Origin of the sequence: Streptomyces phaeolivaceus (assembly GCF_009184865.1) — a bacterium.
In the GTDB taxonomy this organism is placed as follows: Bacteria; Actinomycetota; Actinomycetes; order Streptomycetales; family Streptomycetaceae; genus Streptomyces; species Streptomyces phaeolivaceus.
Genome location: NZ_CP045096.1, coordinates 1,365,247 through 1,379,740 on the forward strand (window position 1 = coordinate 1,365,247; position 14,494 = coordinate 1,379,740).

The window sequence follows — 14,494 nt, forward strand, 5'->3', positions numbered from 1 at the left end:
ACCCAAATCGTTCCGCCGGGCGGGCCGGTCCCGGCACGCCGCCGGCCCCGTGCCTCAGGTGACGTCGGAGACGCGGCGCCCGTACACCTCCACCAGGTTCTCCAGCGAGTCGTCCAGATACCCCGCCAGCATGCGCTCGGCCTCGTCCCGCTCCCCTCGTCGCAGGGTCTCCAGGATGAGGTGGTTTCGCGCCAGATACGGCTCGTACAACTTGCGTGGATTGTCCACTACGTGGAAGGCGAGCCGGAGTTCGGCGAAGACGCTGCGCATCAGCTCGTCGGTGCGGGCGCTGCCGGCGAGGGCGACCAGTTCGCGGTGGAAGTGGATGTTGGCGGTGGAGACGCCTTTCCAGTCGCCCTCGCCGGCCTCCCGCTGCCCTTCCGCGACGGCTCCGGCGAGCCCGTCGAGACCGTACGGCGGGGCCCCGAGCCCGCGGACGACGGCGCATTCGACGAGGCGGCGGGTGCGATAGATGTCCTCGACGTCCTCGACGGTCAGCACCCGTACGAAGACACCGCGATTGAGTTCGTGGACGAGGAGCCGTTCATGGGTGAGCAGGCGGAACGCCTCGCGGAGGGTGTTGCGGGAGATGCTCAGGGCGCCGCCGATGCTGTCCTCGGACAGTCGTGTCCCGGGCGGGAAGAAGCCCTCGGCGATCCGGCCGCGGAGGATGTCCGAAACCCGTTCGGCGGTGCTGGTGCGCCCGAGGAGCGCGCGGTCGTCGGCAAGTCCGGTCAGTTCGGCGGCCATGCCCGGAATTCAATCGCAGACACAAGAACGAAACAACATGGGTATTGAAGGATCGTTCAACGATCCTCTACCTTGCTGGACAGGCGCCCTCCCCACGGCATCCCGGCGCCACGGCACGGCTCGGTCCTCACGCACCCTCCCCCTCACCGCGAGGTGCCCATGAGCACGAACCCTCCCTCCCAGGCCCTGGCCTCCCTCACGAAGCCCGGCCCGGACGAACCCTCCCCCGACGACGGCCCGTTCGGCTGGCTGCGCGCCCTCGGCCCGCGTGGCCGGCGCGCCTTCGGCGGCGCGTTCGGCGGCTACGCCCTCGACTCGTACGACTACTTCACGCTGCCGCTGAGCATGGTCGCGCTCACGGCCTACTTCGGCCTGGACAACGGCCAGACCGGGCTGTTCACCACGGTCACCCTGGTCGTCTCGGCGATCGGCGGCGCCGCCGCGGGCGTGCTCGCGGACCGGATAGGCCGGGTGAAGGCGCTGATGATCACCGTGATCACCTACGCGGTGTTCACCGTGGCCTGCGGCTTCGCGCCCAACTACGAGACCCTGCTGGTCTTCCGCGCCCTCCAGGGGCTGGGCTTCGGCGGTGAGTGGGCGGTCGGCGCGATCCTGGTCGCCGAGTACGCGAGCGCCAAGCACCGGGGGCGTACGCTCGGCGCGATCCAGAGCTCCTGGGCGGTGGGCTGGGGACTGGCCGTGATCGTCTACACGGTGGTCTTCTCCTTCCTCGACGACGACCTCGCCTGGCGCGTGATGTTCTGGACCGGCGCGCTGCCCGCCCTGCTGGTGATCTGGGTGCGCCGCTCGGTCGAGGACGCCCCGCAGGCCGCCGCCGCGCGCGAGAGGAGCGCCGACAAGGGCTCGTTCGCCGCGATCTTCCGGCGGGGCACGGCCACCACGCCCGGTCTGCTGCGCACCACGGTCTTCGCGGTGCTGCTCTCCACCGGTGTCCAGGGCGGCTACTACACGCTGGCGACCTGGGTGCCCACCTATCTGAAGACGGAACGCGGTCTGTCGGTCGTCGGCACCGGCGGCTACCTCACGTTCCTGATCTCCGGCGCCTTCGCCGGCTATCTCACCGGCGGCTGTCTCACCGACCGGCTGGGCCGCAGGCGGAACATCTGGCTCTTCGCGGTGCTCTCGGCGCTGTGCGTCCTGGCGTACGCGAACATCCCGAGCGGCGCCGGCACCCTGCTCCTCGTCCTCGGCTTCCCGCTCGGGTTCTGCATGTCGGCGATCTTCAGCGGCTTCGGCTCGTTCCTGAGCGAGCTGTACCCGTCGGCCGTCCGGGGCACCGGGCAGGGCTTCACGTACAACACCGGGCGCGCGGTGGGCGCGATCTTCCCCACCACGGTGGGCTTCCTGGCCGACAGCTGGGGTGTGGGCGGCGCGCTGGTCTTCGGCGCGCTCGGCTACGGCCTGGCGGCGGTGGCCCTGCTCGGCCTCCCGGAGACACGCGGAAAGGAACTCGTGTGAACCACGTGACCGCCCCGGACCGTCCCTCGGCCCCTGCCCCGCAGGGCCACCCGTCGGACCGCCCCGTGACCCTCGTCGACCCGCACGCGCACGCGTGGACCCCCGCCCAGGCCCGCGCCCGGTTCCGTTCGGGCGTCGCGGGACCCACCGCCGGGGTCGCCGCCGGGCACACCCAGGCGAACCTGATCTCGGTGCCCGCCGACTGGGCCTACGACATGCTGCTGTTCTGCCAGCGCAACCCCAAGCCGTGTCCCGTGCTCGACGTCACGGACGCGGGCGCGTGGACGACCCCGCTCGCGGAGGGCGCGGACCTGCGCACCGACCTCCCGCGCTACCGGGTGTGGGAGGACGGCGAGTTGACGGCAGAGCCGACGGACGTGACGGACGTCTGGCGGGAGGACCTGGTGTCGTTCCTGATCGGGTGCAGCTTCACCTTCGAGTCGGCGCTGACCGGGGCGGGCGTCCCGATGCGCCACATCGAGCAGGGCCGCAACGTCTCCATGTACGTCACCGCGCGCGCGTGCCGGCCCGCCGGGCGGGTGCGCGGCCCGATGGTGGTGTCGATGCGTCCGGTGCCGCCCGAGCATCTGGCCGCCGCGATCCGGGAGAGCAGCCTGCTCCCGGCCGTGCACGGCGGCCCGGTGCACTGCGGTGAGGCGGCGGGCCTCGGCATCGCGGACCTGTCCCGCCCGGACTTCGGCGACCCGGTGGACGCCGAGCCGGACGACATCCCGGTGTTCTGGGCCTGCGGGGTGACACCCCAGGCCGCGGTGATGGCCTCGCGCCCGCCGTTCGCGATCACCCACGCACCGGGACAGATGTTCCTGACCGACGCCCGCGACGAGCAGTACCGCGTGCTCTGACAGGCGGTCCCGCGGGACCGGACGGACCGCGGGACCGGACGGACCGCGGGACCGGACGGACAAGCAGGAGAATGGGATTCATGAGCTCCCTCCACGGCTCCATCGATCTGAACGCCGACCTCGGCGAGGGCTTCGGCCGCTGGACGCTGACCGACGACGAGCGGCTGCTGTCGGTCGTCACCAGCGCCAATGTGGCCTGCGGCTTCCACGCCGGGGACCCGGTCACGATGCGGCGCGTCTGCGAGCTGGCGGCCGAGCGCGGTGTACGGATCGGGGCCCAGGTCTCGTACCGCGATCTGGCGGGCTTCGGGCGGCGCGCGATGGACGTGCCGCCCGCCGAACTGGCGGCCGAGGTGGCCTACCAGATCGGCGCCCTGGAGGTCTTCGCGCGCGCGGCGGGCACGCGCGTGTCGTACGTGAAGCCGCACGGCGCGCTCTACAACCGGGTCGTGCACGACGGGGAGCAGGCGGCGGCGGTGGTCGACGGGGTGCTCCTCGCCGACGCCACGCTGCCCGTCCTCGGTCTGCCCGGTTCGCGTTTCCTGGAGGTGGCGCAGGCGGCCGGGCTGCCCGCCGTCACCGAGGCGTTCGCGGACCGCGCGTACACGGACGAGGGCACCCTGGTGCCGCGCGGCCGGGAGGGCGCCGTGATCACGGACGCCGACGCGGTGGTGGCACGGTCGGTGAGCCTCGCCGCCGAAGGCACGGTCACGTCCCACTCCGGCACCCGCATCCCCGTCCGGGCCCGCTCCCTGTGTCTGCACGGCGACACCCCGGGCGCGGTGGAACTGGCCCGGCGGGTGCGGGCGGAGCTGACGGCGGCGGGCACGCGCGTGGAGGCGTTCTCATGAGGGCGCTGCCGGTCGGCGACCGCGCCCTGCTGATCGAGGTGGGCACGGGCGAGGAGGCCGAGGCCCTGCACGCCGAACTGCTGCGCCGCCGCGCCACGGGCGAGCTCACGGCGGCCGAGATCGTCCCCGCCGCCCGTACGGTCCTGCTGGACGGCCTGGACGCCCCGTCCCGCCTCGCCGAGCGCCTCGCCCACTGGGACATCCCGCCCGTCCCCCCGCGCGCGGAGGACGTCGTCGAGATCGCCGTACGGTACGACGGCCCCGATCTGCCGGACGTCGCCGCCCACTGGGGTGTCGACGAGGCCGAGGTGGCCCGGATCCACGCGGCGGCCGAGTACCGCGTGGCCTTCTGCGGATTCGCCCCCGGGTTCGGCTATCTCACCGGGCTGCCCCGCGAGGTCCCGCGCCGGGCGACCCCGCGCACGGCCGTCCCGGCGGGTTCGGTCGCCCTGGCCGGTCCGTACACGGGTGTGTATCCGCGCTCCTCCCCGGGCGGCTGGCAGCTGATCGGTACGACGGACGCGGTGCTGTGGGACCACGCGCGCGTGCCGGCCGCTCTGCTGGCGCCGGGCACCCGGGTCCGCTTCAAGCCCCTGGAGACCCCGTGACCGACCGTGCCCTCGTGGTGGTGCGCGCCGGAGCCCTGACCACCGTCCAGGACCGGGGCCGCCCCGGCCACGCCCACCTGGGCGTACCGCGCTCGGGGGCGCTGGACGCGCGGGCGGCGGATTTGACCAATCGTTTGGTGGGCAATCCGCCGGAGGCCGCCGTCCTGGAGACCACCCTCAGCGGCTGCTCCGTCCGGCCCCGCTCGACGGTCACCGTGGCGGTCGCGGGCGCCCCCTGCCCGGTCACCGTGGACGGCCGCCCGGCCGCCTGGGGAGCACCGGTACGGGTGCCCGGCGGGGCGCTCCTCGACATCGGCGCGGCCCGCTCCGGCGTACGCGGCTATGTGGCCTTCTCCGGCGGGGTGACCGTGGAACCGGTGCTCGGCAGCCGCTCCACCGATCTGCTGTCCGGCCTCGGCCCGCCGCCGCTGGCCAACGGCACGGTGCTCCCGCTCGGCCGCCCGGCGGGGCCCCCCGCGCGCGTGGACGTCGTCCCGCACCCGGCGCCGCCCTCGGAGCTGGTGCTGCGGGTCACTCTGGGCCCGCGCGACGACTGGTTCACGGACGCGGCGCTGCGCACCCTCACCCGGTACCCCTACGCCGTCTCCTCGGCGAGCAACCGCATCGGGCTGCGTACGGAGGGGCCCGCCCTGGAGCGCTCCCGGGCGGGCGAACTCCCCAGCGAGGGCATGGTGCTGGGCGCCGTCCAGGTGCCGCCGGACGGCCGCCCGGTCGTCTTCCTCGCCGACCATCCCACCACCGGCGGCTATCCGGTGATCGCGGTGGTCCACCCGGCGGATCTGCCCGGCGCCGCCCAGGCCGCGCCGGGCACACCGCTGCGGTTCGTCGCCGTACGGCACCGCCGCTGACCGGCGCCGTCGACCCGCCGCCGCCTCACGCCACCTCCGGCCGCTGCTCGGGGACGGACAGTGCCGCCAGGGCCGCCGCCACCGCGTGGGAGGCGGACAGGTCGAGCCGGGCGCTGGTGCCGCGGGCCTTGTGGCGCACCTCGGCGGCGGCGAGGGTGAGGAGCTGCGGCAGCAGGTCGGTGCAGCGCCGGGCGACCCAGCCGGTCCCGGCGGTGGCCAGCCACCAGACGCTGGCGCGGCGGGTGGGCGCCGCGAACTCGGGCTCGGCGGACGGCGCGCGGCCATGGGCGATACCCGCCTCGGTGAGCAGGGCGTGGAAGCGGACGGCGAGTTGCCGGTGCCCCCGTTCGCCGGGGTGCAGCCGGTCCGCGCTCCACATGGCGCGGTCCGTCAGCCAGGCGCCCTCCGAGGCGTGCAGATGGACCGCCCCGTGGCGCTCGGACAGGGCGTGCACGACGGTGTTGACGGCCCGCTGCCGGCGGGCGAGGGGCCGGGCGAGCGCACCGGGCAGGCCGAGCATCGCCCCGGGGTCGGGCAGGCACGCGGTGAGCAGGACCACACCGCGCTCCCGGAAGGCCCCGTAGATCGTGTCGAGGCGGGCGGCGACGGCGTGGATGTCGAAGGTGCAGCGCAGGGTGTCGTTGACACCGATGACGACGGAGGCGATGTCCGGGCGGAGCGCGAGCGCGGCGGACAGCTGCCGGTCGAGCACGTCACGCGTCTGCGCGCCGCTGACGGCCAGGTTGGTGAACTCGACGTCCGGTCCGAGCCCGTCGGCGAGCAGCGCGGCCCAGCCCCGCCGGCCGCCGTCGACGGGGTCGCCCACGCCCTCGGTGAGGGAGTCGCCGAGGGCCACGAACCGCAGGGCTCTCATCCGACGCCCTCCCGCACCGGGCGCCCGACGGTCGCGTCGTGCGCGGCGAGGAACGCGTCCACCGCCGTCTGCCAGCCGAAGCACTCGGCACGCGCGCGTGCCGCCTCCCGGCGGTCGTCCCCGGGCCGGTCCAGCAGCAGTTCGACGGCGCCCGCGAACGCCGCCCCGTTGTCCGCGGCCGTGGCCCCGGCCGACCCGATGACCTCCGGAAGCGCGGACGAGGAGCTGGCGACCACGGGCGTGCCGCAGGCCATGGCCTCCAGGGCGGCGAGGCCGAACGTTTCGGCGGGCCCGGGGGCCAGCGCCACATCGGCGGAGGCCTGGAGGGCGCCCAGCATGTCTCGGTCGCCGACATGGCCGAGGAAGGTGACCGGCAGTCCCTTGGCACGCTGTTCGAGCCTGCCGCGCAGCGGTCCGTCGCCGGCGACGACCAGGACGGCCCGCCGCCCGCGCCGCACCAGTGCCTCCAGGGCGTCGACGGCCGTCCCGGGCCGCTTCTCCACCGACAGCCGGGAGCACATCACCAGCAGGACTTCGTCCTCGCGCGCGTACCGCTCACGCAGCGCCTTGTCGCGCAGCGCGGGGTGCCGTCCCACGAGGTCGACGCCGAGCGGTGCCCGGACGACGTTCCTGGCGCCGATCCGTACGAACTCCCGTTCGGCGAACTCGGTCGTGCAGACCACCTTCGAGTAGGTGTGGGCCGTACGGACGTTGAGGGCGTCGGAGGCCCGCCGGGCCATCGACTCGGAGAGGCCCCAGGTCCGCAGCACACCGTCGGCGGTCTCGTGCGAGACCATCACCGCGCGCACCCTGGCCCGCCGGGCCCACGCCCCGGTCCAGCGCAGCGTGGTCCGGTCGGAGACCTCCAGCCGGTCGGGCCCCAGCGACTCCAGCAGGGCGGCGGCCCGCCGCTTGTCCACCAGGACGCGGTAGCCACCGGTCCCCGGCAGCAGCGGTCCGGGCAGGGTGATGACCCGCCCCTGCTCGGTCGCGCTGTCGGTGTACCGCTCGCCGGGCACGACGAGCACGGCCTCGTGCCCGGCCGCCTCGAACCCCTTGCCCAGCTCCCGCAGCGCGGTCCGCAGCCCGCCCGAGGACGGGGCCACGAAGTTGGCGAGCCGGACGATCCGCAGCTTCGGGGAAGCGGCCCCGCTCATGCGGCCACCACCGTCCGCGCCGTCAGCACATCGGCGTAGTGCCCGATGAGCTGATCGCCGACGGCCGCCCAGGTGCGCCCCTCGACCATGTCCCGTCCGGTGGCCCCGTACACGGCCCGGCGCGCCGGATCGGCGGCCAGGGACCGTACGGCGTCGCGTACGGCGTCCGCGTCGCGCGGCGGGACCAGGAGCCCCGTGCGCCCGTGGGCGACGAGGTCCAGCGGGCCTCCGGCGGCGGGCGCCACGACGGGAACCCCGCTGGCCATGGCCTCCTGCACGGTCTGGCAGAAGGTCTCGAAGGGGCCGGTGTGGGCGAAGACGTCGAAGGAGGCGAAGATCCGGGCGAGTTCGTCGCCGGTGCGGCGGCCGAGGAAGACGGCCCCGGGCAGGGCCTCGCGCAGACCGGGCTCGCTGGGCCCGTCGCCCACGACGACGACCCGTACGCCGTCCAGGCCGCACGCGCCGGCCAGCAGTTCGATCTGTTTCTCGGGGGCGAGGCGGCCGACGTAGCCGACGATCACCTCGGCGTTCGGCGCCAGTGCGCGGCGCAGTGCCTCGTCGCGCAGTTCGGGGCGGAACCGGACGGTGTCGACGCCGCGCGGCCACAGGCTGACCCGGGGCACGCCGTGCGCCTCCAGGTCGCGCAGGGCCGCGCTGGACGGGGCGAGGGTGCGGTCGGCGGCGGCGTGCACGGAGCGGATGCGCCGCCAGGCCGCCGCCTCACCGGCGTGGACGTAGGTGCGGGCGTATCCGGCGAGGTCGGTCTGGTAGATGGCGACGGCGGGGACACCGAGGCGGGCGGCGGCGGCCATGCCGCGCACCCCGAGGACGAAGGGGCTGGCCAGGTGGACGATGTCGGCGCGGTGCTCGACGATCGCCGCGGCGACCCGGCGGCTGGGCAGGGCGACCCGGACCTGGGGATAGCCCGGGAGCGGAAGGGAGGGGACGCGGACGACGGGGCACGGCGCCTGGAGATCGGCTCCGGCTCCGGTTCCCTGGGCGGTGGCCGGGGCCACGACGAGCGGGGCGTGCCCCCGCGCGACGAGGTGGCGCGCGGTCTGCAGGGCGCAGTGGGCCACGCCGTTCACATCGGGGGGAAAGGACTCGGTCACTATGACGACACGCATACCCGTGTTGTCGTCGGGCTGGACGTGGCCGCGTCAACGTGGATCTTTCCGGTCGGGAAACGTCCCATGAGCGTTGCGCTGCACACATGTCCAGGTCAGACCACGTCCATGCCCTCCTGACTTCCGAGTCACCCGATGTTCACACTGCGGGCATGTCAGGACCGATTCGGCTGCGTACGGCTGTCTGGACCTCGGCCTCCTCGGCCGGGTCGGCGGCCAGTCGGCGGAGTTGGTCGACCACGCGCGCGTCACCCGTCTCGGCGTGCCTCGCGGCGATCTCGCGGGTGGTCTCCTCGCAGTCCCAGAGGCACTCGACGGCGAAGCCGGCCGGGAACGAGGGGTCGGTGGCGGCGAGCGCGCGGGCGGCCCGGCCACGGAGATGGGATGAGGCGGTCTCGCGGTAGATATGGCGCAGCACGGGTGCGGCGCAGACGATGCCGAGTCGGCCGGTGCCGTCGACGAGCGTCCACAGGGTCGGCGCGTCGGGCCCCTCGCCCCGTACGGCCTCGCGCAGCGCGCCCAGCACCAGATCGCTGTCCTTGGCGCCGCCGAGACAGGCGAGCATGCGTCCGGCGGCGGCGCCCAGCGGGTCGGGCCGGTGGACCCAGCCGCGGGCCCGGTCGACGGCGGCCATACTGCGCATCCGTTCGAAGGCGTCGACGGCGGCCTCCACGACCATCGTCGTGCCGTCGGTCACGGCGCCCTCGATCAGTGCGAGGGCGTCGGGATCGTTGCCGTCGGCGAGGTAGCGCAGGGCGGTGCAGCGGGCTCCGTCGTCACCGGACCGGGCGGCGGCGAGGATCTCGGGCCGGTCCTCGGGTCCGGCGACGGCCGTGAGACACCGGGCGGCCGGCACATGGAGGACCGCCCCGCGTTCGATGCCCTGCTGGGCCCACTCGAACACGGCCTTGACGCTCCACCCCGGCCGGGGCCCGCTCGGTCGCATCTGCCGCTGCCAGCGGTCGAAGCAGCCGGTCTCCTGGGCGGCCCGCACGCGGGTGGCGACGGACTCGCGGGGATCGTCGGCCCACAGCCGCCAGGGCCGGGGCTCGAAGGCGTCGCGGACGGCGGCGGCCAGTTCGGCCTCGCCCTCCGGATCGGTGGTGAAACGGGCCAGCACGGGTTCGGCGAGGGCGCGCAGCCCTTCGTCGTCGTCCCTGAGGGCCAGTTCGTCCAGGGCCCAGGCCCAGCTGGTGCCCACGGCGGCGTAGGCGCGCAGCAGTTCGAGCGCGTCCCGCCTGCCGTAGGAGGCGAGGTGCCCGAGGACCGCGAGGGCGAGTCCGGTGCGTGACTCGCAGGTGTCGAGCACGTCCTCGGCGTCGAAGAGGTGCCGCTCGATCTCGTCGAGCTCGCCGCTCAGGTCGAGGTAGAGACGGGCGTAGTACAGGGAGCGGTTCTCCACCTGCCAGTCGTGGCGGGGGTCGCTCAGCACACAGTGGTTGAGCGCCGCGAGCGCCTCGGCCCGCGGGGCGGTGAGCGCGTGCAGGGTGCCGTCGCCGCGGCCCCGCTGCAGCAGGCCGAGCAGCGTACCGCTGGGCGCTATGACCGGTTCGAACATGGGAAACAGCCTCACATCAAGCGTCGACGCAACCGGGGATCTTGCTTCACCAGGCCGCGTGACAACACGTCGGGGCGCCCGCCGTCTCTTGCTTGCTGTAGACCATCTTCCTCTGCCTCTCGTCGGTGGCCCATGCGGACCGCGTCACGGCCCACGCGGTGCGGCAACACCTGCCCAGCCATCATGTCCGTGAATCACGACGTCATGATGACCCGGCGGTTCTTCCTGCCGCGACCGAAATATCCGGCGGCCCCGTACCGCCTCCCCCGTCTTTCGTGTTTTACCTGGTCAGAACATATGGATCAGTGTGCTGCGAACAGTTCGAGCAGTTCTGTCTTACCGAACATCCGTGCGGTGTCGACCGCGTTCGGAGTGCCCGCGACCGGGTCGGCCCCACCTTCCAGCAGGACCCGGATCACGCTCTCCTCGCCCTTGAAAACCGCTCCGGCGAGGGGAGTCTGGCCTCGGTCGTTGACGCGGTCCGCCTCCCCGCCACGGGCCAGGAGCGCCCGTACCGCTTCGGCGTGGCCGTGGTACGCGGCGAGCATTACGAGCGAGTCGCCGCGGTCATTGGTGAGGTTGGCCGGAACCCCCGCGTCCACGTACGCCACGAGCGCCTCGGTCTCGCCCCTGCGGGCCAGATCGAAGATCTTGGTCGCCAGCTCCACGACCTCGGGGTCGGGGGCTTCGCTCATCGCCGGGACCACCTCTCACAGAACGCACTTCGAGCCGAACGGGTGAATCGCCAGACTACTGGCTCGACGCGCACATCAGCGGACAGAGCCGAGGCAAAGATCACACCGAGTCCCGTCACACGCAACAGCCCAGCCCGGACGGACCAGCGCCGATTCGGCCGCTCGGGCGAAATCCTCGGAATTTCACCCATTCGCACCTTTTATCGTATGGATACATGCTGTGACCCTGGAAGAACTCATGGTGACTGTCCCCCATCAACCAGGAGATCCCCCATGTTCCTGAACATCTCGTGCGTCGTCGTGCTCGCCATCATCGTCTTCCTGTTCTTCCGCAAGGACGGCCTGAAGGCCTCGCACTGCATCGTGGTCACGCTCTTCGGCTTCTACCTCGCCAACACGGGCATCGCCCCGAGCATCACAGCGGGCGGCGAGAGCCTCGCGAGCCTCCTCGGTGGGATCAAGTTCTGACCCCGTCCCCATCCGTACGCACCCCCCAGGAGAGAGCTGTGGCCCGGGTCCCCCTCCCCCGCATTCTGAGCACCGGTGGCGCGCACCTCGCCAGGTGCCGGGAGCTGGCCCGAACGGCGGCCGACGGCGCCACCGACGTCCTCCACCCGTTGATCACGATCACGCGTGGACTGCGTCGGCTGGTCGCCGCCGGCCGCCGCAGATGGGCCGAGACCCCGAAGGACCGCCGCGGGTCACTGCTCTTCCTGGCGGCCTCGGTCGTCCTGGTCGTGGCGCTGGTGCCGTACGGCCCGCTGCTCGCCGTCATCGCCCTGATGGCGGCGGCGGCCTGGGCGGGCCGGGCCGGGGCCGTCCCGGAGCCCACCGGCCCCGACGAGTCCCAGACCCAGCGCCTGCGATCCCTCTACGAGGCCCTGGTCCCCTACTTCTCGGCCGCCGAGGACCCCGAGCCCCTGTACGCGCACGGCGGCGCCTGGGACAAGGCCTTCCCCACCTACGCGTTCGACTCCACCGGCCGCGTCTGCCATCTGCTGATCCGCTACCCCGCGTACTTCACCGACGGCGAGGCGGAGGCCCGCGCCCGTATCGAGCAGCTGCTGCACACCAAGGCGGGCCGCGGCCGTGAGTACCGCTTCACCTGGGACGAGGAGGGCAACGAACTCACCGTCGCCGTCCTCTCCCCGCTCGCCACCGACATCGCCGCACAGCGCTTCGTGACGGCACCGGGCGAGACGGTCCTCGGCTTCACCGACGCGACCGACGTCCAGCGCACCCTTCCCGTCTCCTTCGGGGAGGAGCAGCGCGATGTGCCGCCGGTCGTCTGGCGCACCGGCGACCGCTCCACCGAACCGCACCTGCTGGCCGTGGGCGAACCCGGCAGCGGTACGACGACGCTGCTCCGCTCGATCGCCCTCCAGGCCCTCCAGCACGGCGATGTGGTCGTCGTCGAGGGCGGCGGCAGCGGTGAGCACGCGTGTCTGACCGGCCGCGACGGCGTCCTCGCCGTGGAGAGCGGCCTCTCCGGGGCCCTGGCGAGCCTGGAGTGGGCGTCCCAGGAGACCGAGCGCCGGCTGATCGCCACGAACCTCGCCCGCCAGGCGGGCCGGCCCGCGCCGGACGACATCCGCCGTCCCCTCTGGCTCCTCCTCGACCGCCCGACCGCGCTGACCCACCTCGCCGCGGCCGACGGCCGGCGCGACCCGCAGTCCCTCCTCCAGGTCCCCCTGCGGCACGGCCGCGCGGTCAACGTCACGGTCGTGGTCACGGAACAGTTCGACCACCTGGACACCCTCACGGACGCGGTACGGCAGCACACCCGCGCGCGCGTGGTGCTGGGCCCCGTCTCCCCCGCTCAGGCGGAAGCGGTCCTGGGCGCCGCGCCACCCACCACCCCCACCCCGGACGTCCCCCCGGGCCGCGGCTACGCCCGCCTGGGCCCCGCCCCCACCCTCCGTCTCCAGGTCCCCACCACCCCGGACCCCTACGACGAGTCCACCCCCGAACCCCACCGCCAGGCGGTCCTCGACCTCCTCCCGCCCCACACGACCCCACCGGACGCCCTCACGAAGACGGCGGTGGCGGAAACCTGAGAACACGGCCGGTTGGTACACAACCGGCGGGCAGTCGTGCCGCTGGGGCGGCACGGGTGGTGCGCGGCACCCGTCGCGCACCACCCACCCCCCTCACGCCACGAAGGTCCGCGGCCCCTCGCTCCCACCGGACGCCCCGTCCCGCACCAACCGGGCCGCCGCGGCCAACCGCACCGCCGCCTCCTCGGCGACCGCACCCCCCACGGTGAACGGCAGCCGCACATACCCCTCGAACGCCCCGTCCACTCCGAACCGGGGCCCGGACGGCACCCGCACCCCCACCCGCTCCCCCACCTCCGCGAGCCGAGACCCCGACAGCCCCCCGGTACGGACCCACAGCGTCAACCCGCCCCGAGGCTCCGCGAACTCCCAGTCCGGCAGCTCCCGCCGCAGCGCCCCCACCAGCGCGTCCCGGTTCCCCCGTGCCTGCTCCCGCCGTATCCCCACGGCCTGCGCCCAACCCCCCGTACTCATCAGCCAGTTCACGGCGAGCTGCTCCAGCACGGGCGTCCCCAGATCCGCGTACGCCCGCGCCGCGACGAGACTGCGGATCACGTCCGGCGCCGCCCGCACCCACCCGATCCGCATGCCGGCCCAGAACGCCTTGCTGGCCGACCCGACCGTGATCACCGTGGACCCCGCCGGGTCGAACGCGCATACGGGTCGTGGCATCTCCACGTCGTCGTCGAGCCACAGCTCAGTCATCGTCTCGTCGGCGACGAGTACCGTTCCCGCACTCCGCGCGGCGTCGACGAGCCCCCGCCGCCGGTCCTCGTCGGCGAGCGCACCGGTCGGGTTGTGGAAGTCCGCGACGACGTAGGCGAGCCGGGGCGCCGCGTCCCGCAGCACCTGACGCCACCGGTCCATGTCCCACCCGGCGAGCCCGTCGGCCATGGCGACCGGCACCAGCCGCGCCCCCGCCTCCCGCATCAGCTGCAGGATGTTGGCGTACGACGGCGACTCCACCGCGATCCGCTCACCGCGCCCGGCGAAGAGGTGGCAGATGGCGTCCATGGCGCCCATGGCCCCCGTCGTCACCATGATCTGCTCGGACATGGTGGGGATGCCCCGCGCGGTGTAGCGGTCGGCGAGCATGGAGCGCAGCGCGGGCAGCCCGGCGGGATAGTCGCCGTGGGTGTGGGCGTAGGGCGGCAGTTCCTCCAGCGCGCCCTGCACGGCCCGGGTGAGCCAGGGCTCGGGGGCGGGCAGGGCCGCGCAGCCCAGGTCGATCATCGAGCCGAGCGCCTCGGGCGGCAGCGGCTCCAGTCCGCGCGCGGGCAACGGCTTCCCGGCCGGTACGGCGGTCCAGCTGCCCGCTCCCCGCCGGGACTCCAGGAACCCTTCCGCGCGCAGCGCCTCGTAGGCCGCGGCGACGGTCGTACGGCTCACGGAGAGGGACAGCGCCAGTTCGCGCTCGGCGGGCAGCCGGGCGGCCACCGGTACGCGGCCCTCCAGCACCAGCAGCCGGATGCCGTCGGCGAGCGCACGGTAGGCGGGCGGGCGGCGGGTGCCGGGGCCGGCGGGGCGCTCCTGCTGCGAGGTGAGCAGCCGCGCGAGCTGAGCCGCGCCGACCGCCGAAGTCCACTGGGTCATGATTTCAGTCCAC

14 protein-coding genes are annotated in these 14,494 nt (G+C 73.8%); 7 read left to right on the forward strand and 7 right to left on the reverse strand.

The features are described from left to right. Positions 1-54: 54 nt before the first annotated feature. Complete coding sequence (locus tag F9278_RS06500; protein ID WP_152167412.1) at positions 55-750, reverse strand: GntR family transcriptional regulator; 696 nt, start codon at positions 748-750, stop codon at positions 55-57. A gap of 159 nt (positions 751-909) precedes the next feature. Here F9278_RS06500 and F9278_RS06505 point away from each other — a divergent pair, with 159 nt between their 5' ends. The 5 genes from F9278_RS06505 (at position 910) to F9278_RS06525 (ending at position 5,420) form a co-directional block, all read left to right on the forward strand. Continuing rightward, positions 910-2,229 carry an MFS transporter gene (locus tag F9278_RS06505; RefSeq protein ID WP_152167413.1) on the forward strand — a complete coding sequence of 440 codons (1,320 nt, stop codon included), beginning with the start codon at positions 910-912 and terminating at the stop codon, positions 2,227-2,229. Beyond that, positions 2,226-3,092 carry a putative hydro-lyase gene (locus F9278_RS06510; protein ID WP_152167414.1) on the forward strand — a complete coding sequence of 289 codons (867 nt, stop codon included), beginning with the start codon at positions 2,226-2,228 and terminating at the stop codon, positions 3,090-3,092. Before F9278_RS06505 ends, F9278_RS06510 begins: the two co-directional genes overlap by 4 nt. 71 nt (positions 3,093-3,163) lie before the next feature. Then, a complete protein-coding gene (locus F9278_RS06515) occupies positions 3,164-3,943 on the forward strand; it encodes a LamB/YcsF family protein (protein ID WP_404818862.1) in 780 nt (259 codons plus the stop codon). Next, positions 3,940-4,551, forward strand: a complete 612-nt coding sequence (locus F9278_RS06520; RefSeq protein ID WP_152167416.1) for a 5-oxoprolinase subunit B family protein — start codon at positions 3,940-3,942, stop codon at positions 4,549-4,551. The genes F9278_RS06515 and F9278_RS06520 overlap by 4 nt, the downstream gene beginning before the upstream one ends. After that, positions 4,548-5,420, forward strand: coding sequence for a 5-oxoprolinase subunit C family protein (locus F9278_RS06525; RefSeq protein WP_152167417.1), 873 nt, complete (start codon positions 4,548-4,550; stop codon positions 5,418-5,420). Before F9278_RS06520 ends, F9278_RS06525 begins: the two co-directional genes overlap by 4 nt. 25 nt (positions 5,421-5,445) lie before the next feature. On the opposite strand, the gene F9278_RS06530 is transcribed toward F9278_RS06525, so the two are convergent. The 5 genes from F9278_RS06530 to F9278_RS06555 form a co-directional block, all read right to left on the reverse strand. Further along, entirely contained in the window at positions 5,446-6,294 is an 849-nt protein-coding gene (locus F9278_RS06530) for an SGNH/GDSL hydrolase family protein (RefSeq protein WP_152167418.1), read from the reverse strand. Then, positions 6,291-7,451, reverse strand: coding sequence for a glycosyltransferase (locus F9278_RS06535; RefSeq protein WP_152167419.1), 1,161 nt, complete (start codon positions 7,449-7,451; stop codon positions 6,291-6,293). Before F9278_RS06535 ends, F9278_RS06530 begins: the two co-directional genes overlap by 4 nt. Further along, positions 7,448-8,578 carry a glycosyltransferase family 4 protein gene (locus tag F9278_RS06540; protein ID WP_152167420.1) on the reverse strand — a complete coding sequence of 377 codons (1,131 nt, stop codon included), beginning with the start codon at positions 8,576-8,578 and terminating at the stop codon, positions 7,448-7,450. The genes F9278_RS06535 and F9278_RS06540 overlap by 4 nt, the downstream gene beginning before the upstream one ends. Before the next feature lie 139 nt (positions 8,579-8,717). Beyond that, positions 8,718-10,136 (reverse strand): HEAT repeat domain-containing protein, encoded by a 1,419-nt coding sequence (locus F9278_RS06545; RefSeq protein ID WP_152167421.1) that lies wholly within the window; start codon positions 10,134-10,136, stop codon positions 8,718-8,720. A gap of 302 nt (positions 10,137-10,438) precedes the next feature. Beyond that, positions 10,439-10,831: an ankyrin repeat domain-containing protein gene (locus tag F9278_RS06555; protein ID WP_152167422.1), complete on the reverse strand. Its 393-nt coding sequence runs from the start codon at positions 10,829-10,831 to the stop codon at positions 10,439-10,441. Positions 10,832-11,104: 273 nt separating this feature from the next. Between F9278_RS06555 and F9278_RS06560 the strand changes: the two genes are divergently transcribed. Together F9278_RS06560 and F9278_RS06565 are read left to right on the forward strand one after the other, a co-directional pair. Beyond that, complete coding sequence (locus tag F9278_RS06560) at positions 11,105-11,299, forward strand: hypothetical protein (protein ID WP_152167423.1); 195 nt, start codon at positions 11,105-11,107, stop codon at positions 11,297-11,299. A gap of 38 nt (positions 11,300-11,337) precedes the next feature. After that, positions 11,338-12,888 carry a hypothetical protein gene (locus F9278_RS06565; protein ID WP_152167424.1) on the forward strand — a complete coding sequence of 517 codons (1,551 nt, stop codon included), beginning with the start codon at positions 11,338-11,340 and terminating at the stop codon, positions 12,886-12,888. 93 nt (positions 12,889-12,981) lie between these two features. Here the strand turns inward: F9278_RS06565 and F9278_RS06570 are convergent, their stop codons facing one another. Then, positions 12,982-14,481, reverse strand: coding sequence for an SCO1417 family MocR-like transcription factor (locus F9278_RS06570; RefSeq protein ID WP_152167425.1), 1,500 nt, complete (start codon positions 14,479-14,481; stop codon positions 12,982-12,984). Between the last annotated feature and the right edge of the window lie 13 nt (positions 14,482-14,494).